The organism is Rossellomorea sp. H136 (genome assembly GCF_056838065.1).
The window spans coordinates 1872401-1899189 of the sequence record NZ_CM166371.1; the positions used below are offsets into that span (position 1 = coordinate 1872401).

General features: G+C 39.4%; 28 protein-coding genes. 18 read left to right on the plus strand and 10 right to left on the minus strand.

Features of this window, described 5'->3' with window-relative positions; all coding sequences use genetic code 11:
* Position 1 precedes the first annotated feature (1 nt).
* Positions 2 to 1669, minus strand: a complete 1668-nt coding sequence (rnjA, locus tag ACYH0O_RS09470; RefSeq protein ID WP_148968594.1) for a ribonuclease J1 — start codon at positions 1667 to 1669, stop codon at positions 2 to 4.
* Positions 1670 to 1672: 3 nt separating this feature from the next.
* Positions 1673 to 1879: a DNA-dependent RNA polymerase subunit epsilon gene (locus tag ACYH0O_RS09475; protein ID WP_044337548.1), complete on the minus strand. Its 207-nt coding sequence runs from the start codon at positions 1877 to 1879 to the stop codon at positions 1673 to 1675.
* Positions 1880 to 2840: 961 nt separating this feature from the next.
* On the opposite strand from ACYH0O_RS09475, the gene ACYH0O_RS09480 reads away from it, so the two are divergent.
* Positions 2841 to 3611 (plus strand): Cof-type HAD-IIB family hydrolase, encoded by a 771-nt coding sequence (locus ACYH0O_RS09480; RefSeq protein WP_482632059.1) that lies wholly within the window; start codon positions 2841 to 2843, stop codon positions 3609 to 3611.
* A 327-nt stretch (positions 3612 to 3938) separates the two neighbouring features.
* On the opposite strand, the gene def is transcribed toward ACYH0O_RS09480, so the two are convergent.
* A complete protein-coding gene (gene def, locus ACYH0O_RS09485) occupies positions 3939 to 4493 on the minus strand; it encodes a peptide deformylase (RefSeq protein WP_482632060.1) in 555 nt (184 codons plus the stop codon).
* Positions 4494 to 4826: 333 nt separating this feature from the next.
* Here def and ACYH0O_RS09490 point away from each other — a divergent pair, with 333 nt between their 5' ends.
* From ACYH0O_RS09490 to lpdA, 5 genes are all read left to right on the plus strand, one after another.
* Complete coding sequence (locus ACYH0O_RS09490; RefSeq protein WP_482632061.1) at positions 4827 to 5486, plus strand: YkyA family protein; 660 nt, start codon at positions 4827 to 4829, stop codon at positions 5484 to 5486.
* 517 nt (positions 5487 to 6003) lie between these two features.
* Positions 6004 to 7119 carry a pyruvate dehydrogenase (acetyl-transferring) E1 component subunit alpha gene (gene pdhA / locus ACYH0O_RS09495; protein ID WP_149158214.1) on the plus strand — a complete coding sequence of 372 codons (1116 nt, stop codon included), beginning with the start codon at positions 6004 to 6006 and terminating at the stop codon, positions 7117 to 7119.
* Positions 7120 to 7122: 3 nt separating this feature from the next.
* Positions 7123 to 8100: an alpha-ketoacid dehydrogenase subunit beta gene (locus tag ACYH0O_RS09500; protein WP_044337544.1), complete on the plus strand. Its 978-nt coding sequence runs from the start codon at positions 7123 to 7125 to the stop codon at positions 8098 to 8100.
* A gap of 157 nt (positions 8101 to 8257) precedes the next feature.
* Positions 8258 to 9619 (plus strand): dihydrolipoamide acetyltransferase family protein, encoded by a 1362-nt coding sequence (locus ACYH0O_RS09505; RefSeq protein ID WP_482632062.1) that lies wholly within the window; start codon positions 8258 to 8260, stop codon positions 9617 to 9619.
* 4 nt (positions 9620 to 9623) lie between these two features.
* On the plus strand, positions 9624 to 11033 hold the full coding sequence (gene lpdA / locus ACYH0O_RS09510; protein ID WP_482632063.1) for a dihydrolipoyl dehydrogenase: 1410 nt from the start codon (positions 9624 to 9626) through the stop codon (positions 11031 to 11033).
* A gap of 116 nt (positions 11034 to 11149) precedes the next feature.
* Here lpdA and ACYH0O_RS09515 read toward each other — a convergent pair whose 3' ends face one another.
* Positions 11150 to 11545 carry a hypothetical protein gene (locus tag ACYH0O_RS09515; RefSeq protein WP_482632064.1) on the minus strand — a complete coding sequence of 132 codons (396 nt, stop codon included), beginning with the start codon at positions 11543 to 11545 and terminating at the stop codon, positions 11150 to 11152.
* A gap of 300 nt (positions 11546 to 11845) precedes the next feature.
* Here ACYH0O_RS09515 and ACYH0O_RS09520 point away from each other — a divergent pair, with 300 nt between their 5' ends.
* From ACYH0O_RS09520 to ACYH0O_RS09530, 3 genes are all read left to right on the plus strand, one after another.
* Positions 11846 to 12094, plus strand: coding sequence for a hypothetical protein (locus ACYH0O_RS09520; RefSeq protein WP_482632065.1), 249 nt, complete (start codon positions 11846 to 11848; stop codon positions 12092 to 12094).
* A 65-nt stretch (positions 12095 to 12159) separates the two neighbouring features.
* Positions 12160 to 12999 carry a polysaccharide deacetylase family protein gene (locus ACYH0O_RS09525; protein WP_482632066.1) on the plus strand — a complete coding sequence of 280 codons (840 nt, stop codon included), beginning with the start codon at positions 12160 to 12162 and terminating at the stop codon, positions 12997 to 12999.
* 548 nt (positions 13000 to 13547) lie between these two features.
* Positions 13548 to 13667: a GapA-binding peptide SR1P gene (locus ACYH0O_RS09530; protein ID WP_148968604.1), complete on the plus strand. Its 120-nt coding sequence runs from the start codon at positions 13548 to 13550 to the stop codon at positions 13665 to 13667.
* Between the two features lie 95 nt (positions 13668 to 13762).
* Here ACYH0O_RS09530 and ACYH0O_RS09535 read toward each other — a convergent pair whose 3' ends face one another.
* Entirely contained in the window at positions 13763 to 15232 is a 1470-nt protein-coding gene (locus tag ACYH0O_RS09535; protein ID WP_482632067.1) for an aminotransferase class I/II-fold pyridoxal phosphate-dependent enzyme, read from the minus strand.
* 397 nt (positions 15233 to 15629) lie between these two features.
* Between ACYH0O_RS09535 and ACYH0O_RS09540 the strand changes: the two genes are divergently transcribed.
* Positions 15630 to 16586 (plus strand): NAD(P)H-dependent flavin oxidoreductase, encoded by a 957-nt coding sequence (locus ACYH0O_RS09540; protein ID WP_482632068.1) that lies wholly within the window; start codon positions 15630 to 15632, stop codon positions 16584 to 16586.
* A gap of 31 nt (positions 16587 to 16617) precedes the next feature.
* The gene (locus ACYH0O_RS09545; protein WP_148968607.1) at positions 16618 to 16890 is read left to right on the plus strand and encodes a UPF0223 family protein; all 273 of its coding nucleotides are present in this window, start codon (positions 16618 to 16620) and stop codon (positions 16888 to 16890) included.
* Between the two features lie 64 nt (positions 16891 to 16954).
* Here ACYH0O_RS09545 and ACYH0O_RS09550 read toward each other — a convergent pair whose 3' ends face one another.
* A complete protein-coding gene (locus ACYH0O_RS09550; RefSeq protein WP_426893045.1) occupies positions 16955 to 17575 on the minus strand; it encodes a YktB family protein in 621 nt (206 codons plus the stop codon).
* A 179-nt stretch (positions 17576 to 17754) separates the two neighbouring features.
* On the opposite strand from ACYH0O_RS09550, the gene ACYH0O_RS09555 reads away from it, so the two are divergent.
* Both ACYH0O_RS09555 and ACYH0O_RS09560 read left to right on the plus strand, forming a co-directional pair.
* Positions 17755 to 17949 carry a hypothetical protein gene (locus ACYH0O_RS09555; protein ID WP_149158224.1) on the plus strand — a complete coding sequence of 65 codons (195 nt, stop codon included), beginning with the start codon at positions 17755 to 17757 and terminating at the stop codon, positions 17947 to 17949.
* A 308-nt stretch (positions 17950 to 18257) separates the two neighbouring features.
* Positions 18258 to 19055 carry an inositol monophosphatase family protein gene (locus tag ACYH0O_RS09560; protein WP_482632069.1) on the plus strand — a complete coding sequence of 266 codons (798 nt, stop codon included), beginning with the start codon at positions 18258 to 18260 and terminating at the stop codon, positions 19053 to 19055.
* Positions 19056 to 19100: 45 nt separating this feature from the next.
* On the opposite strand, the gene ACYH0O_RS09565 is transcribed toward ACYH0O_RS09560, so the two are convergent.
* Positions 19101 to 19286, minus strand: a complete 186-nt coding sequence (locus ACYH0O_RS09565) for a YlaF family protein (RefSeq protein WP_149158226.1) — start codon at positions 19284 to 19286, stop codon at positions 19101 to 19103.
* A 285-nt stretch (positions 19287 to 19571) separates the two neighbouring features.
* Here ACYH0O_RS09565 and typA point away from each other — a divergent pair, with 285 nt between their 5' ends.
* On the plus strand, positions 19572 to 21410 hold the full coding sequence (gene typA, locus ACYH0O_RS09570; protein WP_148968611.1) for a translational GTPase TypA: 1839 nt from the start codon (positions 19572 to 19574) through the stop codon (positions 21408 to 21410).
* A 22-nt stretch (positions 21411 to 21432) separates the two neighbouring features.
* Positions 21433 to 21741 (plus strand): YlaH-like family protein, encoded by a 309-nt coding sequence (locus ACYH0O_RS09575; RefSeq protein ID WP_149158227.1) that lies wholly within the window; start codon positions 21433 to 21435, stop codon positions 21739 to 21741.
* Between the two features lie 262 nt (positions 21742 to 22003).
* Here ACYH0O_RS09575 and ACYH0O_RS09580 read toward each other — a convergent pair whose 3' ends face one another.
* Positions 22004 to 22204, minus strand: coding sequence for a YlaI family protein (locus ACYH0O_RS09580; protein ID WP_482632070.1), 201 nt, complete (start codon positions 22202 to 22204; stop codon positions 22004 to 22006).
* Positions 22205 to 22392: 188 nt separating this feature from the next.
* Here ACYH0O_RS09580 and ACYH0O_RS09585 point away from each other — a divergent pair, with 188 nt between their 5' ends.
* Positions 22393 to 22848 (plus strand): pyridoxamine 5'-phosphate oxidase family protein, encoded by a 456-nt coding sequence (locus ACYH0O_RS09585; protein ID WP_482632071.1) that lies wholly within the window; start codon positions 22393 to 22395, stop codon positions 22846 to 22848.
* Positions 22849 to 22898: 50 nt separating this feature from the next.
* Here ACYH0O_RS09585 and ACYH0O_RS09590 read toward each other — a convergent pair whose 3' ends face one another.
* Positions 22899 to 23501 carry a YhcN/YlaJ family sporulation lipoprotein gene (locus tag ACYH0O_RS09590; RefSeq protein WP_482632072.1) on the minus strand — a complete coding sequence of 201 codons (603 nt, stop codon included), beginning with the start codon at positions 23499 to 23501 and terminating at the stop codon, positions 22899 to 22901.
* Positions 23502 to 23679: 178 nt separating this feature from the next.
* Between ACYH0O_RS09590 and ACYH0O_RS09595 the strand changes: the two genes are divergently transcribed.
* A complete protein-coding gene (locus tag ACYH0O_RS09595; protein WP_482632073.1) occupies positions 23680 to 25008 on the plus strand; it encodes a PhoH family protein in 1329 nt (442 codons plus the stop codon).
* Positions 25009 to 25103: 95 nt separating this feature from the next.
* Here the strand turns inward: ACYH0O_RS09595 and ACYH0O_RS09600 are convergent, their stop codons facing one another.
* Complete coding sequence (locus ACYH0O_RS09600) at positions 25104 to 25601, minus strand: peptidyl-prolyl cis-trans isomerase (protein ID WP_482632074.1); 498 nt, start codon at positions 25599 to 25601, stop codon at positions 25104 to 25106.
* A 136-nt stretch (positions 25602 to 25737) separates the two neighbouring features.
* Here ACYH0O_RS09600 and glsA point away from each other — a divergent pair, with 136 nt between their 5' ends.
* Complete coding sequence (gene glsA, locus ACYH0O_RS09605; RefSeq protein ID WP_482632537.1) at positions 25738 to 26664, plus strand: glutaminase A; 927 nt, start codon at positions 25738 to 25740, stop codon at positions 26662 to 26664.
* Positions 26665 to 26789 lie beyond the last annotated feature (125 nt).

The window sequence follows — 26789 nt, forward strand, 5'->3', positions numbered from 1 at the left end:
ATCAGACTTCCATGATGATTGGTAAAATCATAGGACGTCGTTTTGTTTTTTCATATAAGAATGGAGCCAGTGTATCTGTGATTTCATTTTTGATTTCTGACCATTGAGAAGTTCTTCTCTCAAGAACTTTGTTCAGATGTTTAGAAATAAGCGTTTGTGCTTCATTGATAAGGTCACCAGATTCACGCATGTACACAAATCCCCTTGAAATCAGGTCCGGGCCAGAAGCAATCTTGAAATCTTTCATGTCGATGCTAACAACGACGATGACTAAACCTTCTTCTGAAAGGATACGGCGATCGCGAAGTACGATATTACCGATATCACCTATACCGCTTCCGTCGATATAGACGTTTCCTGAAGGGATTTTACCAGCTACTTGTGCAGAGTCATTGCTTAATGCAAGAACCTCACCATTGTCCATTATGAAGCAGTTTTCAGGCTGCACTCCACAGTCTACACCAAGCTGAGCGTGCATCTTCTGCATGCGGAATTCACCATGTATCGGCATAAAGAAGGTTGGATTCATGAGGCGGAGCATTAACTTCATTTCTTGTTGTCCACCATGACCAGAAGTATGGATATCACTTAATGGTCCATGAATGACTTCTGCTCCAGCTCGATATAATAGGTTGATTGTGCGGTTTACACTGATCGTATTTCCAGGGATCGGTGAAGAGGAGAATACAACAGTATCGCCAGGCTGAATCTGAATCTGACGGTGAGTACCGTTTGCGATTCTTGATAAAGCAGCCATGGGCTCACCTTGAGAACCTGTACATAATATCGCGACTTCATTCGCAGGTAAACGATTAATTTGGTTATGTTCAATGAATGTATCTTTAGGGGCGTTGATATACCCTAATTCTTGACCGATTGTAATGGCCGCTTCCATGCTTCTTCCGAAAACTGCGACTTTTCTATTATGAAAGACAGCTGCTTCAACCACTTGTTGAAGTCGGTGAATATTAGAAGCAAAAGTAGCGAATATAACACGACCGTCCACTTTGCGGAAAATGTCATTGATGCTTTCTCCGACTTTACGTTCCGACATTGTGAAGTTTGGAACTTCAGCGTTCGTACTATCAGATAGAAGACAAAGAACGCCTTCTTTACCGATTTCAGCCATTTTGGTTAAGTTCGCGGGCTCACCAACAGGCGTGAAATCAAATTTAAAGTCACCTGTGTGTACAACATTACCAGGAGGTGTTTTCACAACAATTCCGTATGAATCCGGAATACTGTGAGTCGTTCTGAAGAAGGTTACAGACGTCTTGCGGAATTTAATGATGTCATCTTCTTGGATGACATTTAGTTTCGCATTTCTTAATAGACCGTGCTCTTCAAGCTTGTTTTTAATAAGTCCAAGTGCGAGCTTCCCGCCGTATATCGGGATGTTTAATTCGCGCAGTAGATAGGGGATTCCACCAATATGGTCTTCGTGTCCGTGTGTCACGAAAAGGCCTTTGATTTTATCCGCATTCTTCACCAGATACGTATAGTCGGGGATTACGTAATCGATACCGAGCAGTTCGTCTTCAGGGAACTTGATTCCTGCATCGATCAGGATGATTTCGTCTTGGAATTGTACGCCGTATGTGTTTTTACCGATTTCACCTAAACCGCCAAGGGCAAAAACTGCGGTTTGGTCATTCTTGACAAATTTCATTGATTATTGCTCCAACTCGAAAGAATGATGGTTTTCTTCATACTCTAAAAAAGCGCCCTCTAGCTTTTGTACGAATTCAATGTTATACGGTTTGTCTTTTAATTTCAGGCGTACTTCACGTTCTGAATCTGCTTCCATGTAAAGAGATTGAGTGCATTCGCGAACAGGCACTTCTGCTTTACTTTCTTGATAAAATACTTTAAAAATCATGTCTTTTCTCTCTCCTTATCCGTTTTCAAAAAATCTAACTTTCATCTATGATAAAAAAGTTATCAACTAACATAACATAAGCGGCGTCTATGCACCTATTGGCATAAAACCAGTCTCCGGTTGAGGGATATGGTATGACGAATAGGGCTTGACGCTGGAGCTGGACATTAGAGGGCTAGCTTCCCTGCTAATAGGTATAGATATACCATTGTGGTCTGAACAGTTACTATGTTCATATATGGCTCATTTACGCCCTGTGGTAAAAAAACGATTGATCAAGGAATCATTTCCTTAACACAGGGCGACCTTTCAATATGAACGAAAGGCGAGTGAAATCCATCTTTCACGAGCATTCACCATATAGGGCGGTCCTCACTCTAACTCATATAAATGAACCTATCATTTAAGTAGGGATGAATCATCCTTGTTTATGTATGCTATAAATTATAAAGGATTCTTTCGTGTAAATAAAGTTTTTGCGAGAATCATTCATTAAATCATTACAAAAATAGAGAAGAGGGACTGAACCAATGGAGACGAAAAAGCTCACTAGTGGCATCAGTCCCTTATTATTTGTGTAAACGTATGACAGTATAGCCGAATTGCATATATTTTAGTAGTGTGACTGCTTAAGTTCGTTCGGCAGCATTAAATACTATGCAATCGTTTTTTTTCTAAGCAATTCTTTCCACTGTTTTAAAAGCTTCTTTCTGAGCCTTTTTAACATGGTGGATCACTCCTTATCAATAGTTTACCGAGATTTTCCTTTGAAGTAAAGGAAAGATAATACCGAAGTCTCTGTTGTCTTACTTATATTGTACGGAATTTATTGAATCTCTTACATGGTTAAGTTTGGAAAAAGGAAGCGTCTATGCTCATTCATTGACATTTATGCCGCAAAGGATTACTTTAAACAACGGGTGAAACAGATGAACGAATACGTATAAAAAGGAGATCAGATATGTCTAAAATAGTTTTCTTCGATATAGATGGTACACTGCTTGACCACGATAAGAAGCTGCCTCAAGCAACGAAAGAAGCCATCCAAACATTACAATCCAACGGTACTTATGTAGCAATTGCAACTGGCAGGGCTCCATTCATGTATGAGAGCCTGAGGGAAGAATTAGGAATCGAGTCCTTTGTTTCCTTTAATGGGCAGTATGTGGTTTTTGAAAATGAGGTAATCTACACAAACCCATTAAAAATCGAGACGTTAGAAGAATTGCTCGAGGATGCGTATACAAACGAGCATCCGGTGGTTCACTTAAATCATCAAACAATGAAGTCAAACCAGAAACACCATAGATATATTGAAGAGAGTATGGGAAGTTTAAAATTCCCACATCCAGATTATGCCCCGGATTTTTATAAGGATAGAGATATTTATCAATCCTTGTTATTTTGTACTAAGGAAGATGAGAGCTTTTACCGGGAGAAATACGGTGACTTCACGTTCATACGCTGGCATCAATTTTCCATGGATATCCTGCCAAAAGGTGGATCGAAAGCTGAAGGCATCAAAAAGATGATCGCGAAGCTCGGTTTTAAAATGGAAGATGTATTCGCGTTTGGAGACGGATTAAATGATATTGAAATGATTCAATCCGTTGGTACCGGTGTTGCCATGGGGAATGCTGTGCAAGAAGTACAAAGACATGCTGATTTGATCACGAAACACGTCGATGACGATGGGATATATCATGGTTTGAAGGAACTTGAATTAATATAATGAATAACAATAGAGGCTGGGACAAAAGTTTTTTATCCTAAGTCAAACCCGAACAAACCTGCTTCTTAGTGTGCAGATTTGTTCGGGTTTATTATTTATTTTCGAATCATTTGATTTTAGCTGTTTCCAGCGGTTGATTGGAGTGCAAGACAAAGACTCCTGCGGGAAAGCAGCTTATGTGAGACCCCGCAGGCTTGGCGAGAGGCTCACGGGCTACCCGCGGAAAGTGTAGTCTTGAACGGAAATCATTAGCGGTATGAAAAACCTACACTTCTATTGTTCGTCTTTTTATCGTGGTTTTTTAGTTTTGTCCAGGCCTCTTTTATCTTATCTTTCAATGGCAATTGCATCCGGAATCGGCTCGAATGGGTTATTCGGATTGATATGGTCGTAAAACATGATCCCATTCAAATGATCGATTTCGTGTTGGAACACAATGGATGGCAGTCCCTTTAAACGCAGCTTTACTTCGTTTCCATCCACATCCCATCCTTTTACCGTCACTCTGGCATAACGGGGAACAAATCCCGGGACATTTCTGTCAACTGACAAGCATCCTTCACCAGATGTTAAATAAGCTTTCTCGATTGAGTGACTGATAATTTTCGGGTTGAATAAAGCATAGCTGTATAGTTTACCTTGATTGTCTGTCACATTGACAGCTAACATCCGCTTAGGGATATTGATTTGAGGTGCAGCAAGGCCAATCCCGGGTCTAAGCCCATACTTATTTGCAGTTTCAGGATTTTGGCTATTTACTACATACTCTAACAAGCTTCTTAATGTTTCCTGATCTTCTTTTGATGGAGGGATAGCCACTTCCTTTGCCACCATTGTTAATGTAGGATGACCCTCACGGATGATGTCATTCATCGTAATCATTGATTTTCCTCCTCAGGTAGGGTAGAGATATGAATGAATAGGCGTAACATGTCTTTACCAACACTTACAGACAGGGCCGGATGATCAAACATTTCTCTACTTTATTCATTAAAATTATCTATTATGTATGATAATAGTCTATCATTTTACTCCGGAAAAGTTAATGAATGAGATTTATTATAAGGTGGAATACTCACCGGGTAAATGACATATTTATTTTAATAGGAGGAATAGTCTAATCGACATTTTTTTCCACAGTTGTAAATCCCTATTGTCAAATGTTGTAGACATAGATATAGTAGAAGGTGGTAAATAGTTAAGGGGGATCTAGTTGTGTCGAAATTTCGTTTTGCTTTCATTTTAGGAGCCGCTATCTTTGTACTAATGGGCTGTGTCGGTGGTTCTTCACCCGAAGAGAATATGTATAATGTTCTTGAAGAAACAGTATCTAAAGAAGGTCAATATGTTGAAGTTCAAAAACCTCTTCAAGAATTAGAAGAAAAAGAAAAAGAGATTTATACTAAGATTATGGATCTTGGGATGAAAGAGTTTGACCAAATTGTAAAGCTTTCCGATGAAGCTCTGGACAACATCAAAAAAAGAAAAGAATACATCGATAAAGAACGTACGTCCATGAGTGAAGCCGAGGAAGAGTTTGCGAAAGCAGACGAATATCTTGATAAGTTAGAAAGCCAGGATCTTAAAAAGGAAGCAAAAAAGCTGAAAAAAACGATGGAAGAACGTTATCAGCTTCATGAAAAGCTAACATCTTCTTATCTGGATGCGCTATCTCTGGATAAAGAACTTTATAATATGTTCAAAAAGAAAGAGCTTACGATGGAAGAGCTTGAGAAACAAATCTCCTCTATTAATGACCAATATGATAAAATAGTGAATTATAATGAGGACTATAATAAAAAGACAGAAGAATTCAATAACCTGAAACAAAAATTTTATTCGAGCGCCGGTCTTGAAGTAAAAGAGTCAGAATAAAGAAAGATAAAAAGTGATAGACGAGGAAAATTTCCTCTCCTATCACTTTTTTTGTCTTTGTAAGTTTAAAAAATTATCCAAATCCTTATGGGTCACAAGATAATCATGGGATATAGGAGATTGGTGGATCCTTACTCTATAACAGATGAAGTTGTTCCATGTGTTTATATATAACAGGAATTGAATAGGTATTGATACAGTTTTGAAAAGAATTGGTAGAAATAATTTTCTGGGTCACTTGGAAACAAGAATTTATAATACTTTGTCGTTGACTTACTGATTTTCTATATTGTAAACTAGTAAAGGTATTCATGGATTGTATTAGTCAATGTGATATTCTGACTGATACAGATAAGCTCGAATGTAATTTCGGGTTTTCTTTCTTGGTATTTGTGGAAAACTAGTAATAGTGTTTGTATCCGCAAGTATTGTGGTAGGTCATACTGAATTTGGGTAATCTAAACTTTGTATGTAAAAAAACCAAAATAAATGTATAAAGAAAGGATAGGTGACTTCGATGGCTTCTAAATCAAAGAAGGCACAATTCGATGCAGTTAAGACGCTCGAACAAATTGAAGACAAGTTTGAAATGTTCCAAATTTTGAACGAAGAAGGCGAAGTAGTAAACGAAGATGCAATGCCGGAGATCTCTGATGAGGATCTGCAGGAATTAATGCGTCGTATGGTTTATACTCGTATTCTTGATCAAAGATCAATCTCCCTGAACCGTCAAGGACGTTTAGGTTTCTATGCACCAACAGCTGGACAGGAGGCATCACAAATTGCTTCTCACTTTGCTTTAGAGAAGGAAGATTGGATCCTGCCTGGATATCGTGATGTTCCACAAATCGTTTGGCACGGACTTCCGTTAGCTCAAGCATTCTTATTCTCACGTGGACACTTTAAAGGAAATCAGCCTCCAGAAGGAGTAAATGTATTATCACCTCAGATCATCATCGGTGCTCAATACATCCAAACTGCCGGAGTGGCATTAGGTCTTAAGAAACGTGGTAAGAAAGCTGTTGCTGTTACATATACAGGTGACGGTGGATCTTCACAAGGTGATTTCTACGAAGGAATTAACTTTGCAGGTGCGTACGCAGCTCCAGCTATTTTCGTTGTTCAAAACAACCAGTTCGCAATCTCCACACCACGTGATAAGCAAACAGCCGGCCGAACAATTGCTCAAAAAGCAGTTGCAGCTGGTATCCCTGGTATATTAGTGGATGGAATGGATCCATTAGCAGTGTATTCAGCAACATTAGAGGCGCGTAATCGTGCTGTAAATGGTGAAGGTCCTTCATTGATCGAAACACTTTGCTACCGTTATGGACCACATACGATGGCTGGTGATGATCCAACTCGCTACCGTACTTCAGAAATGGATACTGACTGGGAAAAGAAAGATCCATTGGTACGTTTCCGTAAATATCTGGAAGGTAAAGGATTATGGAGTGAAGAGAAAGAAAACGAAGTAATCGAAGAAGCGAAAGAAGATATCAAGAAAGCTATTAAAGAAGCAGATGGAACTCCTAAACAAAAAGTTACTGATTTCATTAACAATATGTATGAAGAGCTTCCTTACAACTTGAAAGAACAATTAGAAATCTACAAAGAGAAGGAGTCGAAATAAGCCATGGCGCAAATGACAATGATTCAAGCGATCACTGATGCACTGCGCACAGAACTACGCAACAACGAAGACGTTTTAGTTTTTGGTGAGGACGTAGGTCTAAACGGTGGTGTATTCCGTGCAACGGAAGGACTTCAGAAAGAATTCGGTGAAGACCGTGTATTCGATACTCCACTAGCAGAATCAGGAATCGGTGGTTTAGCAATCGGTTTAGCATTAGAAGGTTACCGTCCAGTACCTGAAATCCAATTCTTCGGTTTCGTTTATGAAGTAATGGACTCAGTAAGTGGACAAATGGCGCGTATGCGATACCGTTCAGGTGGAACGTATACTTCTCCAATCACAATCCGTTCCCCATTCGGTGGTGGAGTACATACTCCAGAACTTCATGCGGACAGCTTAGAAGGATTGATGGCTCAGCAACCTGGTCTGAAAGTTGTTATTCCATCAACACCTTATGACGCTAAAGGTTTATTAATTTCATCTATTCGTGATAATGACCCTGTCATTTTCTTAGAGCATATGAAATTATACCGTTCTTTCCGTCAAGAGGTTCCAGAAGAGGAATACACAATCGAACTTGGTAAAGCAGATGTGAAACGTGAAGGTACAGACCTTTCTATCATCACATACGGAGCTATGGTACACGAATCATTAAAAGCGGCTGAAGAGCTTGAAAAAGAAGGCCATTCAGTTGAAGTAATCGATTTACGTACAGTCAGCCCACTGGATATCGACACAATCATGGCTTCTGTTGAAAAAACGAATCGTGCCATTGTTGTTCAAGAGGCTCAAAAACAAGCTGGTATTGCAGCGAACGTTGTTGCTGAGATCAATGACCGTGCGATTCTTAGCCTTGAAGCACCGGTACTTCGTGTAGCGGCACCAGATACAGTGTACTCTTTCTCTCAAGCAGAGCCAATCTGGTTACCGAACCACAAAGATGTTCTTGAAACAGCGAAAAAAGTACTTAACTTTTAATGGGAAAGGAGCATTTTAGCTCCTCCTCAATATTCAAGTGAAAACAGAAGGGCATTCCACCCTTCTCTTTTCCAATTATAGATATAAGAAAATTAGACAGATATAACGATTACATTCATCTATTTTTAATCATTATTCAATACAGGAGGTAGAGTCCATGTCATTCGAATTCAAATTACCAGACATTGGTGAAGGTATTCATGAAGGTGAAATCGTAAAATGGTTTGTTAAGCCTGGCGATAAAGTTGAAGAAGACGCTGTACTATGTGAAGTCCAAAATGATAAAGCAGTAGTAGAAATTCCATCTCCGGTAGCAGGAACAGTTGAAGAACTTCTTGTTGATGAAGGTACTGTAGCAGTTGTAGGTGATACACTGATTAAGTTCGACGCGCCTGGTTACGAAGATCTTCAGTTCAAAGGTGACGATGGAGAGAAGAAAGAAGCTCCTAAAGCTGAAGAGAAAACAGAAGGTCAAGTTCAAGGAACAGCAGAACAAGGCGGGGACGTTAAGAAAGATCCATCACCAGAAGCTGTCGAAGAAAAATCTGAAGGTACGGAACAAAGTGCTGACGCAGAAGTTGATCCTAATAAACGTGTCATCGCTATGCCTTCGGTTCGTAAATATGCGAGAGAAAACGGCGTAGAAATTCGCCAAGTATCCGGTTCTGGTAAAAACGGACGTGTCGTTAAAGAAGATATCGATGCTTTCTTAAGTGGAGATTCTAAACCAGCTGAAACTGTTGAAGAAGCTAAAACAGAAGAAAAAGCACCAGAAGCTGATTCTAAAGCAGCTGCACCTAAAGTTCCAGAGGGTGAATATCCTGAAACTCGTGAGAAAATGAGTGGTATGCGTAAAGCAATTGCGAAAGCAATGGTGAACTCTAAACATACAGCACCTCACGTAACATTAATGGACGAAATCGATGTAACAAAACTTTGGGCTCACCGCAAGAAGTTCAAAGAAGTTGCAGCTGAAAAAGGTATTAAATTAACATTCTTACCTTACATCGTTAAAGCCTTAACAAGTGCCCTACGTGAATATCCGGCACTAAACACTTCCATTGATGATTCAACGAGTGAAATCGTTCAAAAACATTATTACAACATTGGTATTGCTGCAGATACTGACAAAGGTCTATTAGTACCTGTTGTGAAAAATGCAGATCGTAAATCTATGTTCTCAATTTCAAATGAAATTAACGAACTAGCTGGAAAAGCTCGTGATGGTAAACTTTCTGGTGATGAAATGAAAGGTGCTTCATGCACAATCACGAATATTGGTTCTGCCGGTGGACAATGGTTTACTCCGGTAATCAACCACCCAGAGGTTGCAATCCTTGGAGTCGGACGTATTGCAGAAAAACCTGTAGTTAAAAATGGTGAAATTGTAGCAGCACCTGTGTTAGCATTATCATTGAGCTTCGATCACCGTATGATCGACGGAGCTACTGCTCAACATGCACTTAACCATATCAAGCGTTTGTTGAACGATCCAGAATTATTATTAATGGAGGCGTAATACAATGGTAGTAGGAGATTTCCCAATTGAAACAGATACGATAGTAGTCGGTTCAGGTCCTGGAGGATATGTAGCTGCAATCCGTGCAGCACAACTGGGACAAAAAGTAACGATCATTGAAAAAGAAAATTTAGGTGGAGTATGCTTAAACGTTGGTTGTATACCATCTAAAGCTTTGATCACAGCGGGTCACCGTTTTCACAATGCACAACATTCTGATGACATGGGTATTGTTGCTGAAAACGTAAAAGTGAACTTTGATAAGGTTCAAGAGTGGAAGGCTGGCGTTGTTAAGAAATTAACTGGCGGTGTTGAAGGTCTCCTTAAAGGAAATAAAGCAGAAATCGTTCGCGGTGAAGCTTACCTTGTAGATGCTAATACACTTCGTGTGATGGACGATAACTCTGCCCAAACATACAAGTTCAACAACTTGATTCTTGCAACAGGTTCACGCCCGATTGAAATCCCAAGCTTCAAGTTCTCAAAACGCGTACTTGATTCTACCGGTGCTCTTGCATTAGAAGAAATTCCAAGCAAGCTTGTTGTTATCGGTGGAGGTTATATCGGAACTGAGCTTGGTACTGCGTATGCAAACCTTGGATCTCAAGTAACAATCTTAGAAGGTGCTGACGATATTCTTAGCGGATTCGAAAAGCAAATGACAGCAATTGTGAAAAAAGATCTTAAGAAAAAAGGCGTAGAGGTAGTTACCAAAGCCATGGCTAAAGGCGTTGAAGAAAGTGACAGCGGCGTTGTCGTTAAATATGAAGTAAAAGGCGAAGAAAAATCTGTTGAAGCTGATTACGTTCTAGTAACGGTAGGCCGTCGCCCGAATACGGATGAAATCGGTCTTGAAGAAGTTGGAATCGAGATGACAGACCGCGGTGTTGTCAAAATTGATAAGCAATGCCGTACGAACATCCCGAACATTTTCGCGATCGGTGACATCGTAGATGGACCACCACTTGCTCACAAAGCTTCTTACGAAGGTAAAATTGCTGCTGAAGTCATCTCAGGTGAACCAGCAGAAATCGACTACCTTGGTATACCAGCTGTGTGCTTCACAGATCCGGAATTGGCTACAGTAGGTTATTCTGAAGCTCAAGCTAAAGAAGAAGGCATCGAAGTAATCGCTGCTAAATTCCCATTCGCGGCTAATGGCCGTGCATTGGCACTTAATGCTACAGATGGTTTCATGAAGCTTATTACTCGTAAAGAAGACGGTTTAATTATCGGAGCACAAATCGTGGGTGCCGGAGCATCAGACATGATTGCTGAACTTGGACTTGCTATTGAATCCGGTATGACAGCTGAAGACGTTGCAATGACTATTCATGCTCACCCAACATTAGGTGAGATTTCCATGGAAGCAGCAGAAGTTGCTATGGGAAGCCCGATTCACATCGTAAAATAATGTAAGTAATAAAGGAGTATCCTGGTTTGAAGGGATACTCCTTTTACTATTTGGTACTATTAATTAAAGGGATTGAAGCGTTTTTTGCTTCAATCCCTTTTTATTTTTCACGAAAATTATTGATTCCAACTTTCGATTGCACTTGAAACGGGTTTTATAATGTCTTCTTTAGTAATATCGCCTTCCACTTTACATATGACCTGATTGTTTTCTACAACAACGATTGCTGGTGAAGTCGGGGGAGAATCTGCTATTTTATTGGGTACTTCGGTATTAAGGCTCACTACCTTTAGAAGTTTAAGGCTATTAGGGTACCTTTTTTTCAGCTCAATGATTGCATCGTAGTAGGGTATTTCTTTAGAAACGTTTCGTTCATCGGTAAAAAAGATAACCTGTTTTTCTATAAACTGGTCTTCTGCTAAAACAACTTTGTTGGAAGAAATATAATCACAGGAAGTCAAAAGCAACATCGTGGAAATGATAAGTATTGCTAAAGCGAGTATATGTTTCATACATCATCCTCTTTTCTTAAACGATGCTATGAATTTTGAATTTGTAAATAAATGACTTTTGAATCATTCTTACGTAACATTTTATCATAAGGAATATCACTAAAGGGTTAAGTCATTGAAATGTTACATAATTGAAAAGACATACATAATGAAAGTAATCTTAAAAGAATATACTATATTAATACGATGATCGAAGGCTACTCTAGGTCTTTATCAAGTAATCATCAGGTTTCAATCCATGATTCGGGGTAAATAAATAGAAGGAAGTTTAAAATAAATCATTTAAAGGATGTAATGAACATGAAATCGTATATTGCTTTTTTGGTTCAAATGATTTTATGGAGTGTTTTCTATATAGCTGAATGGGTGTCTGATAAGGATCATTTAGAGTATAAGTGGATCATGTTTGTTATATTTTTTTACTTGGCGTTTATTGCTGCGAAGAAAATCGTTCAGTCAAGGAAGCTTACCTTATTTATAACGTCATTCAGTTTAACGTGCTTTTTTGCCTTCAAAGTAGTATTTGAAAATATAATGGAAATATTTTAATTCTTTCCCAGATTCACTTAAGAATATGTTAAAATATTCAAAGTGAATACGGAAAGGTGATAGACATGAAAAAGATTTTAGCATCTGGATTAACTCTGCTACTATTAACAGCATGCTCGAGTGAACCAACAACCATCAATGAAGAAATCAGGAAGCCTGATCAGCCAGAAGTGGATAAAGAGAGCGAGAAGACAAGTGAGGGTGCCGCTTCACAAGATCGCGATAATGAACGAAACGAAACATCTGAGCCATCAGAAGAGGCGGTTCAATCAAAGGACTATACGATCAATGAAAATAACTGGAGCATTAATCCAATAGGTGATGCGAATCCAAAAGTGGTTCTCCTTACGATCGATGATGCACCGGATCAACATGCCTTACAAATGGCAAATGATCTCAAAGCATTGAATGCCCCGGCTATCTTCTTTGTTAATGGTCATTTTCTTGATACACCAGAAGAAAAAGAGACTTTAAAAAAGATTCATGATATGGGATTTGCGATTGGTAATCACACATTTAGTCACAGCAGTCTGAAAGAAATCTCTCCAGAAAAGCAAAAAGAAGAAATTGTGTCACTAAATGATCTTATTGAATCCATCATTGGGGAACGACCTAAGTTCTTCAGGGCTCCATTTGGTCAGAATACTGACTATAGCCGACAAATTGCAGCAGAAGAAAAGATGTCACTAATGAACTGGACATATGGATATGATTGGGAAAAGCAATATCAGAACAAAGAAGCAATTACCGATATTATGGTTAACAGCCCTTACCTGAATGATGGGGCAAACCTTCTCATGCATGATCGCACATGGACGAGCGAAGGTTTACCCGATATTGTAAAGGGCCTGCGGGATAAGGGATATGAAACCTTGGATCCAAATAGAATTAAGACCGTTGAATAATGATAAAAGAGAGGCTGGGACAAAAGTTTTTTAGCCTAAGTCAAACCCGAACAAACCTGCTTCTTAGTGTGCAGATTTGTTCGGGTTTATTATTTATTTTCGAAATTTGATTTTAGCTGTTTCCAGCGGTTGATTGGAGTGCAAGACGAAGACTCCTGCGGGAAGAGTAGCTTATGTGAGACCCCGCAGGCTTGCCGAGGAGGCTCACGGGCTACCCGCGGAAAGCGTAGTCTTGCACGGAAATCATTAGCGGTATGAAGAACCTACACTTCAATTGTTCGTCTTTTTATCGTGATTTTTAGTTTTGTCCCGGCCTCTTTTTATTTGTTCTTCCCCATACCAAGCTCAGTGTAAAAACCCACACAAAAACAGGAATGTTAATGAAAACACTTACATATAGTTTAATGTTTAATAGTATGATTGATTAAGAGATTAAAAAGTTAAATATGTTATACAAATTAGGCTTGATATTTTAAATGTGTTATATTATTATAGAAATAGATAAGATAAAGCGTTTACAAAAAACATCGTGAAGGAGAGGAAAAAAGATGGGAACAATTGTATGTCAATCTTGCCTTAACACTATCGATCACTATGAGGATGAGAAGGTTTCTGTTTTATTCTCTAACTGCTGTGATTGCAACGACGACAAAGAATTAGACGACTGAAGCCTGCAGAGGGGTGCAGGGAGTGAAAATGTCTTAAAGGGGTTCTTATAAATAAAAGGATGAAGAAGGGTGGGGCCTTCTTCATCCTTTTTTGTTTATCTTATCGCTCTATGCTCTTTAATGACTCTCAAGTGACGTAAATCATAATCTTCAGGTCCTTGTACTGGGAGGCCTGCTTCTATATTGGTTTTAATATAATTGATGTTTTCCTGCGTGATGATTTCACCAGGGATAAAAATAGGAATTCCTGGAGGATAGACCATAATGAATTCAGCGATTGTTCTTCCGACAGACTCATCAATTGGAATGACCTCGGTATCTGCGTAAAAAGCATCTCTGGGTGTAATGGAAAGAACAGGTATGTCAGGCAGCATAACCTTTACTGGTGTCATATCACCATGTTTTTTCAGGCTTATCACCAGTTCTTTTAAAGCCATGACCAATTGATCCCCCTCCACATGAGTGTCACCAGGAGTGATGATGCAAAGGATGTTATAAAGGTCAGACATTTCAACCTCGATGTTATGAGCTTCCCGTAGCCACTTCTCAGCATCAAATCCACTGATACCTAAATCTTTCACGGACACAATCAACTTGGTTGGATCGTAGGCATAGGTGGCTTTCGTTCCAAGGATTTCTTCACCTACGCAGTATAAACCGTCAATTTCGTTGATGTGCCTTCTAATATCCTGTGACAATTCAATCGTCTTGGTGATGAGCTCACGACCTTCAGTGGCCAGCCGTTTTCTGGCAACATCGAGGGAAGCCAGTAATAAGTAGGAAGTCGAAGTGGTCGTCAACATACTTAAAATGGTTTGTACCCGTTTCGATGAAACAAGTCCTTCTTTCATATTAAGGACAGAGCTCTGAGTCATAGAACCGCCAAGTTTGTGTACGCTGGTAGCCGCTAGATCAGCACCTGCCTGCATTGCTGAAAGGGGGAGCTCGTCATGGAAATGTATATGAACGCCATGGGCTTCATCCACAAGTACTGGAACATTATACGAGTGAGCGATTTCTACAATTTTTTTGAGATCTGCAGAAATCCCGAAATAAGTTGGATTGATGACCAGAACACCTTTGGCATCCGGGTTTTGTTCCAATGCTTTTGCTACGGCATCTGTTGTGATTCCGTGAGAGATACCCAGGTCTTCATCAATATCCGGGTGGATAAAGATAGGAGTGGCTCCTGAGAATACAATGGCAGACATAACGGATTTATGGACGTTCCTCGGAACAATGATTTTGTCTCCGGGCCCACATACACTCATGACCATTGTCATGATGGCTCCACTCGTTCCTTGGACAGAGAAGAAGGTATGATCGGCACCAAAAGCTTCTGCTGCAAGGTCCTGAGCTTTTTTTATCATCCCCTTAGGCTGATGTAAATCATCCAAAGGGCCGATGTTAATCAAATCAATGGAAAGGGCATTTTCTCCGATAAAATCCTTAAACTCAGGATCCATACCTGCACCTTTTTTATGACCGGGAATGTGAAATTGGACGGGATTTTTTTTACTATGTTCAATTAAGCCGGAAAATAACGGCGTTTCATTCTGAGACAATTCATTCAACACCTCTTTATATTCTTAATAGCAAATTTTATAGCCATGCTAAAGATATCATTATATAGGATTTTGCTCATGATTTCATAATTTTTCTTACTATATTTTCAACAAACAAATGAATTATAGCACTTAAGAAAATCTTTGCATAGTGGCATATGCCTATCCATTGTTATTTTGTTTTAACAGCGCATTTTAGGACAAGTATCCAATGATTTTTGGCTCATTTCCGTCCGTTTCACCAGAAAGAGCCAAAAATCTACACTATCCTCCTTCTAAGTTTACCGCCATTGATCATACATTACTGTCTTTCAGTAACTCTTTTTTATTATGGTCCCATCAAGAAAAGGATTTTCCCTGCTTTATCGAGAATAGTTCAGTGAATGGAGGGGTTCAATTGAATTGGAAAACGCGGGTAACAGAGTTATTAAACATTCAATATCCAATAATACAAGGTGGACTGGCACATCTGGCATATGCAGAACTGGCTGCGGCTGTGTCGAATGCGGGTGGTCTTGGCCAGATCACTGCTATGTCTTTAGACAATCCTGATCAATTACGAAAAGAAATCCTAAAGGTAAGGTCATTAACAGATAAACCGTTCGGGGTGAACTTTGCTATCGGTCAACATGGACGCCCATTTAGCGAGTTTGTTGACGTTGCCATTGAAGAGAAGGTACCGGTCGTTTCCGTTACAGGAGGGAACCCGACTCCCCTGTTTCATAAACTCCAGGGAATGGACATTGTTAAGCTTGTATTGGTCGCCTCTAAAAGACAGGCAATCAAAGCGGAAGAGCTCGGTGCGGATGCAGTGATGGTTGTTGGTCAAGAAGGAGGAGGTCACCTAGGGAAAGATGATATTGGTACATTCGTCTTGATTCCCAGAGTAGTGGATGCCGTTTCCATTCCGGTCATTGCTTCCGGAGGCGTTGGGGACGGAAGGGGATTGATGGCTGCTCTCAGCTTCGGTGCAGAGGGAGTTGAGATGGGTACGAGATTTATTGCTACAAAGGAATGTGTACATGCATCTGATGTTTATAAGCGTACCTTGATTGAAGGAGACGAGAATGGTACAGTAGTCATCAAACGATCTTTAGGGGCACCGGCAAGGGCCATTTCAAACTCTTGGACCAAACAGATACTAGATGCTGAAACATCGAACGCTGACTATGAAGAATTAAAAGCATACATAAGCGGTGAAGCTAATAAACGATACATTTACGATGGGAAAGTAGATGCAGGGTTTGCGTGGGCAGGACAAGTGATGGGGTTGATTAATGACATCCCATCGGTTAAAGATCTCATTCAAAGAATGATCTCTCAAGGAGAGGGCATCCGGAGAAAATGGAATTAATACATCATCATTCAAGGAGTTGTTGTAAACAATGGAATATCAATATCCTTTTGATATAGACTGGTCAACAGAAGAAGTCATCGATGTTGTTGCCTTTTTCGAAGCAATCGAGAAAGCTTATGAAAAAGGTGTCTCTAGAGATGATCTTATGAATCGTTATAAGCGTTTTAAGGAAATCGTCCCTGGTAAAGCAGATGAAAAGAGAATATGCAATGAATTTGAAGAATCCAGTGGGTATTCCTCCTATCGTGTGGTAAAGAAGATGAAGGAGCTTCAGGACGCTGATAAAATCTCAATGAACTAAACTAAAAGAACGACAGCCATTTTGGCAGTCGTTCTTTCTGCATTTTTATCAACCGTTATATGGTTTAGTTCATTTTATAAAGGGGTAAAAGTGTTTCAAAGGCACTGTTAACTTCTTGGATGAATTCATCACCATTCAGCCTAACAACAGTATCCCGGTCCAGATGAAGTCCGCATAGAAGCTCGGCTTTTTTAACTTTCTGTACTCTTTCACTTAAAGCGATGAATTCATCTTGTGACATGGAAGAAAAAGGTGTAGCATCTGGCTTTGTATGATCTCCAGACCAAACAAAGTGACCAGGAATCATTGATCTTATCTTATCTGCATTTTCTTCAACTTTTTTGCCGAATTCAACTTTATTTGGAGCTTCATAGATCATAGCGAACCAGATAAAAACATGGGTTTCCCATAACCCAATCTGAAAATGTGGATGTTGTTTATAACCCCGTTTGTTGTTCGCGAACGCAACCCAGGTATCATCAGGAGGGTTAACCGATCGGCGTGCATGTTTAGCCACATGGTAAAACATCTCCATTCCTGTTGATGCGCTTAATGTGGGTGCGAAATGATCGCCTAAATAATCAAGTTTAGGTCTGATCTGCTCTTGAATGGCAGTCATTCGATCTTCTAACCCATTAATCGTGAAAACTTGGAAATCTTCTTGTGTAAAACCATTAAATTTCATGTTGTATCCTCCTTATATCCACCAATATCTTAACATAATGAGGTACAAGCTTGTAGTGAATTGATTTATCTATGGGTGACTGCACATTTTAGTTACAAGATTGGATGATACTTCATAACATGTAGTAAATATTATCAGAACAATCAGATAAATCGAAAACTCGGAAGGGGTGTATGGCCATGAAACAAGTAATGAACACTTCTAAAAAACGTGATGTCCAACAGCAAAGAATGAATGTATTAAGACTTGAAATGGATTATGAACTAGCTGTATTGTTCGAAGCAATTCAAATGAAGAATAAAGAAACCCAGACCAAGTCCAAACAGAAACTCATGAGTATTCGAGAAGAACTAATGAAATTGAAGGCCTTATAAAGCTTTAATCCTTTCAGGTGGGTATAAAGTATACTGTCAAAAATTCGACTATTGGACGGCGAGCTCATAGGGATAGGGAGTTCGCTTTTTTGTGGTTAATAATATCCCCGATTTCGATCTGTCTAATTTTACGATGTACGACGAGGTAAATAACTTGAAACTGCCTCTAATTTCCATTAAGCTATTTAGCTATAGAAGAAGTTCATTGCGGCTCTTGTTTATAGAAGGAATATGAGTGGGAACAAATGAAAACGACCATATTAGAATAATAATAAGATTTCGTTACACATATTGGAGGCTAATAATCAATGACAAATTGGACGGAATTAGATCAAAATGTAAGAACGTGGATACGGGAAGCCGGAGAAAGAATTCGTCAATCATTCAAGACAGAGTTGAATATTAAAACGAAGTCGAATCGAAATGATTTGGTAACCGATATGGATGAAGCAACAGAGCATTTCTTTACTGAAAAAATACGTAATACGTATCCGAATCATCAAATCCTTGGTGAAGAAGGATATGGCGATGACTTTAAGGAGTTATCAGGTATCACTTGGATAATAGACCCGATCGATGGGACGATGAATTTTGTTCATCAACAACGAAATTTTGCCATCTCTATCGGCATCTATGATGGAGAAGAAGGTAAATTAGGATACATATATGATGTCGTCCATGATGAGCTATATTTTGCCAATAAAGGACATGGAGCTTATATGAATGATGTGAAGCTGCCGGAGCTTGAGCCAGTTCCTGTTCAGGATGCCATTGTAGCTTTAAATGCACTTTGGGTGACTGAGAATAATCGGATTGACCAAACAATTCTTGCACCTCTCGTGAAGGATGTAAGGGGAACTCGTTCCTATGGTTCAGCTGCCATTGAGTTGGCTTATGTCGCTTCAGGAAGGTTGGATGCTTACTTAACAATGCGCCTGGCTCCATGGGATTTCGCAGCTGGGAAAATTATGATTGAAGAGGTTGGGGGAATTGTAACTGACCTTAATGGGGATCCCCTGAACCCATTGAATAAAAGCTCGCTGTTTGTAGGAAAACCCGGGCTGCACCAAACCATTTTGACTGACTATCTTGAACGAAAGAAATAAAGAAGGGAGACGGGCAATTTCATTGCTTCGTCTCCCCTTTTCAATCTACAATCGGCCTTCATCACGATATTTCTTCTTTGTCTTGAAACCGAATCCCATAACAATAAATAGAAAAACGAAGCTTAAAATAGCAAGCAGGATGCTTTGTAAACTGATGGAAACTGCGATTCCCATAAGAGAAACAGCAGCTAATATAGAAAATAATACAAAAATCCATTTAATATTCCCCAAGATAAAACCTCCAAAAAATACAAAAATCATTTTCCTCATTAGATTGATACCATTATAGCTCTTCCATTTAAATATTACCTATCAATTCGATAATGTGCAATGGGTAGATCATTCAAAGAAGCATAACGACGTGATTGAAGTTATTATGGAAACTTTTAGTGGGAAGAAAAGGCTTTATGAAATATTTATTAGGGCTTTTTTAAATGCTGTGATATAATGGTCTAGTTGAACTGAAATATATTATCTTTAATAGTATAAAGAAATCCAATATTCAGGAGTGGAAATATGAAATTAAGAAATGACCTTAGAAATATTGCTATTATTGCTCACGTTGACCACGGGAAAACGACATTAGTAGATGAGCTTTTAAAGCAATCTGGAATCTTCCGCGAAAATGAAACAGTTTCTGAACGCGCGATGGATTCAAATGATTTGGAAAGAGAACGCGGTATTACGATCTTAGCGAAAAATACGGCGATTCAATATAAAGATTCTCGTATCAACATTCTTGATACACCAGGACATGCTGACTTTGGTGGAGAAGTTGAACGTATCATGAAAATGGTAGATGGTGTTTTACTAGTAGTAGATGCGTATGAAGGTTGTATGCCTCAGACTCGTTTTGTTCTTAAGAAAGCACTTGAGCAAAACCTTACACCTATCGTAGTTGTAAATAAAATTGACAAACCTTCAGCACGTCCTGAAGAAGTAATCGATGAAGTTCTGGAATTATTCATTGAACTGGATGCAAATGATGAACAGCTTGAATTCCCGGTTGTCTATGCTTCAGCTATCAACGGTACAGCAAGTATAGATCCAGATCCGGAAAAACAAGACGAAAACATGCAGTGTTTATATGACTCAATCATTGAGCACATTCCTGCACCAGTAGACAACTCTGAAGATCCACTACAATTCCAAGTTGCATTGCTCGATTACAATGATTACGTTGGTCGAATCGGAATCGGACGTGTGTTCAGAGGGACAATGAAGGTTGGCCAACAGGTAGCATTAATGAAGCTTGACGGCTCTGTTAAACAATTCCGTGTTACAAAAATCTTTGGTTTCTTCGGATTGAAACGTGAAGAAATCCAAGAAGCAAAAGCGGGTGATTTAATCGCCGTTTCCGGAATGGAAGATATTAATGTCGGTGAAACGGTTTGTCCTGTTGAACATCAGGATCAACTTCCCGTTCTTCGTATTGACGAGCCTACACTTCAAATGACATTCCTAGTGAACAACAGTCCATTTGCAGGTAGAGAAGGTAAATTTGTTACTTCAAGAAAAATTGAAGAACGTTTATTGGCTCAGCTTCAAACGGATGTAAGTTTACGTGTTGAACCAACAGATTCACCTGATGCATGGACGGTTTCAGGTCGTGGAGAGCTTCACCTTTCCATCCTGATTGAAAACATGCGTCGTGAAGGTTACGAATTACAGGTATCTAAACCACAGGTTATCATTAAAGAAGTCGATGGCGTGAAGAGTGAGCCTGTAGAACGTGTTCAAATTGATATTCCTGAAGAATATATGGGTGGAGTCATTGAATCACTTGGTCAACGTAAAGGCGAAATGCTGGATATGGTAAACAACGGTAATGGACAGGTCCGTTTAATGTTTATGGTTCCTGCACGTGGATTAATCGGTTATTCAACGGAGTTTATGACTCTTACTCGTGGATATGGAATCATCAACCACACATTCGACAGCTATCAGCCCCTGCAAAAAGGACGCGTAGGCGGACGTCGTCAAGGTGTACTTGTTTCGATGGAAACAGGGAAAGCATCTCAATACGGAATCATGCAAGTGGAAGATCGCGGTATTATCTTCGTTGAATCCGGTACAGAAATTTATGGTGGAATGATCGTTGGGGAGCATACAAGAGAAAATGATATTACCGTTAATATCACAAAGCTTAAACAAGCGACAAACGTTCGTTCCGCTAACAAGGATCAAACCGTAACCATTAAAAAGGCAAGAATCATGACTTTAGAAGAATCTCTTGAATATCTAAACGATGATGAGTATTGTGAGGTAACTCCTGAATCGATCCGTCTTCGTAAAAAGATTCTTGATAAGAATGAACGTGAAAGAGCAGAAAAGAAGAGCAAGGTGTCTCAATAATCTAAGTGAGGGGGAGTAGGAAATGGATGTAACTGAGCGTTTGTCCTTTTTCGCATCCCTTTATCGTGTTGACCAGAACGCGGAAATGGGTATGTGGTTGCTTTATATAACCATAGTAGGGCTCTCGATCTTAGTATATAAGCTCGGTTTTGCGAAGAAGCTGCCGATTATGAAATCAATATTGATTTATTCTTTTCTTATTCTGGGATGTACCGTATTAACCTTTCTCGGTATCTTTTTACCAGTAGCAGAAGGGTTAGTCGTTGCGGCTCTTATCTTAGTGATATATAAGATTCGTCTAACGAACGAAAAGAAAAAAGGCACGTTTTAAGCTGAAAAAGCTGTAGTCTCTAATGAATGAGACTGCAGCTTTTTTCGTTTTGTGAATTTAACCCCGTACAGAAGATGTCCTGCTGTCCATAAGATAATTGCCTCAGCATACATTAAACCGGGTACATCCTTAATTGCCAGGTGAGAAAGAGGGAAATACAGGAACACAGTCGGGACTGTCAGCACAAGTTTGCATCCATTTTAGAAATGATCCTAATAGGGTACCGGAAACAAGACCAATAATAGTTCCTGAACCGATTTGTTTAAAAGTCATCTTCTACTTGAGGAGAACGGTAAAATCTGAAATTCCCACTCGACACACGTACTTCCGTCTTTTCTTTAATACGATCATGACACTTTTCACACATATACGTATGAATGGGCCGGTTACGCAATTTTTTCGCCTGTAAGGAATAATCATCAATATTTTCTATCACTTCACATAGAGCACATTTTACTCTCATACATTACACCTCAATTTGTTCTAATCATAAGTCTAGTCTTTTTAGTATATCATGTAGTTTAGTCAAACGCTTTATTTAACTTTCCTGTATGCTTTTAACAATAGAATTTGGTATAGTATAATCAAGATGAATCACGAATGAAATGCAACACTAACAGAGAAATATGAGTCTGCATAAGGGGGGATTGTATGGCTAACCAAGTGGAACCCAGCTTGATTCCTGCACTTTTTGAAGAACTACAATCAGAGAAATTTGTTACACTCGCGACAATTGATCACGAAACGCATGGACCTAATGTAAGTGCGATCTCTTGGATTTATGCAAAGGATGAACACACATTATTATTTGCTATTGATCAACGTTCCAGGATTGTAGAAAATATTAAGAACAATCCACATGCTGTTGTGAATCTAATTGCAAATGAATCAACCTATTCCATAAGTGGAATAGCAGGGGTCCGAGAGGAAAAACTGGCAGGAGTGCCTTTAAAGCTGACGCTTGTTAAACTTGCTATCAATGAAGTAAGAGATGTCATGTTCTATGGATCGAAAATATCGACAGAACCTGCCTATGAGAAGACATATGATAAGGTGGCCGCAGACCGTTTGGACCGTCAAGTAATTGAAGCCATGAAAAAAGCTTAGTACCCTAAGCTTTTTCATGGCTTTTTCTCATCTTTTAATTGATTGCAGTATTATTCAATCTTATCATACGTTTGATTTTCTTGTTTTTCCTTTAGTTGTTTCTCTTCCGTGTTGTTCATTTTCTTTTTTGGTTCATTCGGAGCATTTTCAGGGTCTGTTTGCTTTAACGATCGAGGGATTTCAGGCATGAGCCTGCCGGATATGTCAGCCAATTCATTCATGATTCCCTGGACCGGCTCACCCCGTTGAATGTCTTTGCTGATTTCATTCAAACGTGCATAAAGATCCGGATCAGCGATGACAATGGCTTCTGCACCATATGGGTCTTTTTGCAGCGCTTCTGCTACAGAATATTTGATTGAACCGACTTGTGAACGCTCAATGTCGGAATCGATATCTATTCCAACAAATGCATATTTTCCAAAGACTACGGCTGTTGCGTCTTTAACATCTGGTACACTTGTCGTCAGGTCAACCAAATGCCTTGAAATTTGCTGTCCTGATTTTCGTTCAACATGTTGGATATTGCTATCCTGAACAGTGATCGGTTTATTGTTGTTACTGTTTGAATCATTATCATACCCGACCTCATTATTATTGGCGCATGCACCAAGAATGATGGTTACCATAAGTAGAGAGATGAGTTTAAACATGTGAATACCTCCCGATTTAGAATCAATATCTTTTCTTATTGTGTAATTTTCTTCTATCTTTATACGTTTATTCATATATTTTAAGAAACGGGCCGTCCTATTTGAGTAGCTGGGAATAACCGGATCAACATTGGCTACATACAATAGTAATAAGAAATCAGGAGCAGGAGGCATCGATTTGAATAAAATTTATGTATTAGATACCAATGTCTTATTACAAGATCCACAAGCCATCTTTTCGTTTCAAGATAATGAGGTGGTTATACCTGCAGTCGTTTTAGAAGAAGTGGACTCCAAAAAGCGTTATATGGATGAAATCGGAAGAAACGCAAGACATGTATCGAAGCTGATAGATAATTTACGGCAACAAGGAAAACTTCATGAAAAAATCCCCCTATATACGGGAGGATCACTAAGAATTGAACTAAATCACCGCTCATTTCAGCAACTTCAGGAAATTTTTTTAGAGAAAACAAATGATAACAGGATTATTGCCGTGGCAAAAAACTTATCTCTCGAAGAAGAAGCGAAAAAGGATGGAAAATCGGTCATACTAGTTAGTAAAGACACACTCGTACGGGTAAAGGCTGATGCGTTGGGATTACAGGCAGAGGATTTCCTGAGTGACCGGGTCATCGAGGTAAACGATATTTACACAGGTTTTATTGAACTGTACACAGAGAGAGAGTTACTCGACAAATTTTATGATAAAGGGGAACTGACCCTTACCGATATAACGAAACAACGATTTTATTCTCATCAATTCCTCATAATGAAGGATGCTCTTGGAAGTTCTGCTTCCGCACTTGGAATGGTGGATGCATCCGGACTGAAAGTAAAGAAGTTGGTCTATGATCAAGAGCACATGTGGGGAATCAAGGCCCGCAATGTTCAGCAAACAATGGCGACTGAACTGTTATTAAGAGATGATATTTCGTTGGTCACCATGATTGGAAAAGCCGGGACAGGAAAAACCCTGCTTGCACTGGCCGCAGGTCTTCTCCAGACAGAGGACTTCAATAAATTCAATAAATTGCTCGTTGCTCGTCCAATTGTCCCGGTAGGTAAGGATATTGGTTATCTTCCAGGGGAAAAACAAGAAAAGCTCAGACCATGGATGCAGCCCATTTTCGATAACCTCGAGTACTTATTCAATACGAAAAAGCCTGGTGAGCTGGATGATATCCTTGCGGGTATGGGTTCAATAGAAGTGGAAGCATTAACTTATATAAGGGGTAGAAGCATTCCAGATCAATATATCATCATTGATGAAGCCCAGAACTTAACGAAACATGAAGTGAAAACGATCTTAACCAGGGTGGGAGAGCGAAGTAAAATCGTTTTGATGGGAGACCCAGTTCAAATTGATCATCCATACCTGGATGAATACAATAATGGCTTAACGTATGTGGTAGAAAAATTTAAAGATCAAAAACTTGCCGGACATGTTAAACTCATGAAAGGTGAAAGATCGGGTCTTGCTCAACTTGCTGCTGATCTTCTTTAATACTATCGCATTTTAAACACAATAATAATGTATGAAAAAACCGGTTCAGAGGTTCCTGAACCGGTTTTTTTCGACACTGCGCTTTCTTGATGTTCTTATTCTACTCGAAAGGCTCTAACATTGGTAATGGGGGTTTCTCTATTTGATCCGTCTTTGTAGTAAATATGAACGGGGCCATTTTCCTTTAATGGCTTTCCGTCTTTTGAGAACCCGATGAGTATTTGATCTGCGTGTGCAAGATCCATACGGTGTTCATACGTTTCGGTTTCAATCACAAGAGACGCCGCACTCTCAAGAGGTTCCGCATTTGTAAGAAAAGGGGCAAACGGAATAGCGAATGATCCGTTTAATATCTTTTCCTTTTCATACTTTTTCTCTGTCTTAAGTGTAGGGGGATAGGTTGCACCTTCCTGAATTTCCCGTGACCAATGCTTGGATACGGCTTTAGTATATTCTTCTAAATCGTCAATCGTCTCATTTTTTTCATCAAAATATGTAGTTAAATCCACTTTTCGATCGTCAAATATCCAAACGCCGGAATCCAGAGTTATCGTGAATTTCACTTTACCTTTTATTGGTACTATGCTTTCCAATTGAGACTCCTCCTCTCGCTGATAGATTCAGTATATCGGTTATTTAAAGGTTTGTCACATAAAGCTGAAAGCATTTTCAACGTTTTCAATCGGTGAAAGTAGGGAAACTAATGGTAGGACTAAAGGAGCTGATACTATAGTGATTAAAACTCAGGAGCTGTTGGAAGAATTAGTGGAGAAAGCAAGACCTTTTGCAGCTGAAGGTAAGGTTGCAGATTATATACCTGCTCTAATGGATCAAAATCCAAGTGATTTGGCGATAAGTATATATACTTTGGAAAATCATTCCTGTTATGCAGGAGATCATTTAAAGAAGTTCACATTGCAAAGTATATCGAAAGTCATCACTCTTGCTCTTGTCTTAATGGATTACGGGGAGGAGCATGTCTTCTCTAAGGTTGGCATGGAGCCTACTGGTGATCCTTTTAATTCCATAGCGAAACTCGAAACACATAAGCCCTCCAAACCCCTAAATCCGATGATCAACGCAGGTGCACTCGCAGTCACGAATATGATTAAAGGAAACACAGGAATCGAAAAGTGGGGACGATTAATAGAGTTCATCAATCATATGACCGGAGACACGGTATCATATAATGAAGATGTGGCTTATTCAGAACTTCAAACAGCCAATTTAAACAGATCGCTTTGTTATTATATGAAGCAGCACGGTGTGATTACCGGAAATGTCGAAGATTTACTTGTTCTCTATACAAAACAATGTGCGGTGGAAATGAGCTGTGTCGACCTTGCTAAGATGGGGGCAGTTTTTGCCAATGATGGCGTTGACCCTGAAAGCGGGCGCGAAATTATTACGAGAGATGTTGCGAGAATTTGTAAAACATTCATGGTTACGTGCGGGATGTATAATACTTCCGGAGAATTTGCCATTAAAGTGGGTATTCCGGCGAAAAGTGGAGTGTCAGGTGGAATAATGGGTGCTGTACCCGGGAAGTGTGGAATCGGAATCTTTGGTCCTGCACTAGATACCGTCGGGAATAGCAGTGCAGGACTAAAGCTCCTTGAAATGCTCAGTGATGAATATTCATGGAGTATTTTTTAACGAAGGGTCACGCCAGCGAGTTCCGGATAGGCATTTGTAAAAGAAATTTCATGAGGATCTCTCCGAAATAATAATTCGAATTTCTGTCATAGAATCCCGGGGAATACACTTATTTTTCTTGCAAT

Excerpts from the sequence above, each read along its gene's own strand:
- rnjA (WP_148968594.1), bottom strand. The coding sequence starts at position 1,669 with ATGAAATTTGTCAAGAATGACCAAACCGCAGTTTTTGCCCTTGGCGGT.
- ACYH0O_RS09475 (WP_044337548.1), bottom strand. The coding sequence starts at position 1,879 with ATGATTTTTAAAGTATTTTATCAAGAAAGTAAAGCAGAAGTGCCTGTT.
- ACYH0O_RS09480 (WP_482632059.1), top strand. The coding sequence starts at position 2,841 with ATGTCTAAAATAGTTTTCTTCGATATAGATGGTACACTGCTTGACCAC.
- def (WP_482632060.1), bottom strand. The coding sequence starts at position 4,493 with ATGATTACGATGAATGACATCATCCGTGAGGGTCATCCTACATTAACA.
- pdhA (WP_149158214.1), top strand. The coding sequence starts at position 6,004 with ATGGCTTCTAAATCAAAGAAGGCACAATTCGATGCAGTTAAGACGCTC.
- ACYH0O_RS09500 (WP_044337544.1), top strand. The coding sequence starts at position 7,123 with ATGGCGCAAATGACAATGATTCAAGCGATCACTGATGCACTGCGCACA.
- ACYH0O_RS09505 (WP_482632062.1), top strand. The coding sequence starts at position 8,258 with ATGTCATTCGAATTCAAATTACCAGACATTGGTGAAGGTATTCATGAA.
- lpdA (WP_482632063.1), top strand. The coding sequence starts at position 9,624 with ATGGTAGTAGGAGATTTCCCAATTGAAACAGATACGATAGTAGTCGGT.
- ACYH0O_RS09515 (WP_482632064.1), bottom strand. The coding sequence starts at position 11,545 with ATGAAACATATACTCGCTTTAGCAATACTTATCATTTCCACGATGTTG.
- ACYH0O_RS09520 (WP_482632065.1), top strand. The coding sequence starts at position 11,846 with ATGAAATCGTATATTGCTTTTTTGGTTCAAATGATTTTATGGAGTGTT.
- ACYH0O_RS09525 (WP_482632066.1), top strand. The coding sequence starts at position 12,160 with ATGAAAAAGATTTTAGCATCTGGATTAACTCTGCTACTATTAACAGCA.
- ACYH0O_RS09530 (WP_148968604.1), top strand. The coding sequence starts at position 13,548 with ATGGGAACAATTGTATGTCAATCTTGCCTTAACACTATCGATCACTAT.
- ACYH0O_RS09545 (WP_148968607.1), top strand. The coding sequence starts at position 16,618 with ATGGAATATCAATATCCTTTTGATATAGACTGGTCAACAGAAGAAGTC.
- ACYH0O_RS09550 (WP_426893045.1), bottom strand. The coding sequence starts at position 17,575 with ATGAAATTTAATGGTTTTACACAAGAAGATTTCCAAGTTTTCACGATT.
- ACYH0O_RS09555 (WP_149158224.1), top strand. The coding sequence starts at position 17,755 with ATGAAACAAGTAATGAACACTTCTAAAAAACGTGATGTCCAACAGCAA.
- ACYH0O_RS09560 (WP_482632069.1), top strand. The coding sequence starts at position 18,258 with ATGACAAATTGGACGGAATTAGATCAAAATGTAAGAACGTGGATACGG.
- typA (WP_148968611.1), top strand. The coding sequence starts at position 19,572 with ATGAAATTAAGAAATGACCTTAGAAATATTGCTATTATTGCTCACGTT.
- ACYH0O_RS09575 (WP_149158227.1), top strand. The coding sequence starts at position 21,433 with ATGGATGTAACTGAGCGTTTGTCCTTTTTCGCATCCCTTTATCGTGTT.
- ACYH0O_RS09580 (WP_482632070.1), bottom strand. The coding sequence starts at position 22,204 with ATGAGAGTAAAATGTGCTCTATGTGAAGTGATAGAAAATATTGATGAT.
- ACYH0O_RS09585 (WP_482632071.1), top strand. The coding sequence starts at position 22,393 with ATGGCTAACCAAGTGGAACCCAGCTTGATTCCTGCACTTTTTGAAGAA.
- ACYH0O_RS09590 (WP_482632072.1), bottom strand. The coding sequence starts at position 23,501 with ATGTTTAAACTCATCTCTCTACTTATGGTAACCATCATTCTTGGTGCA.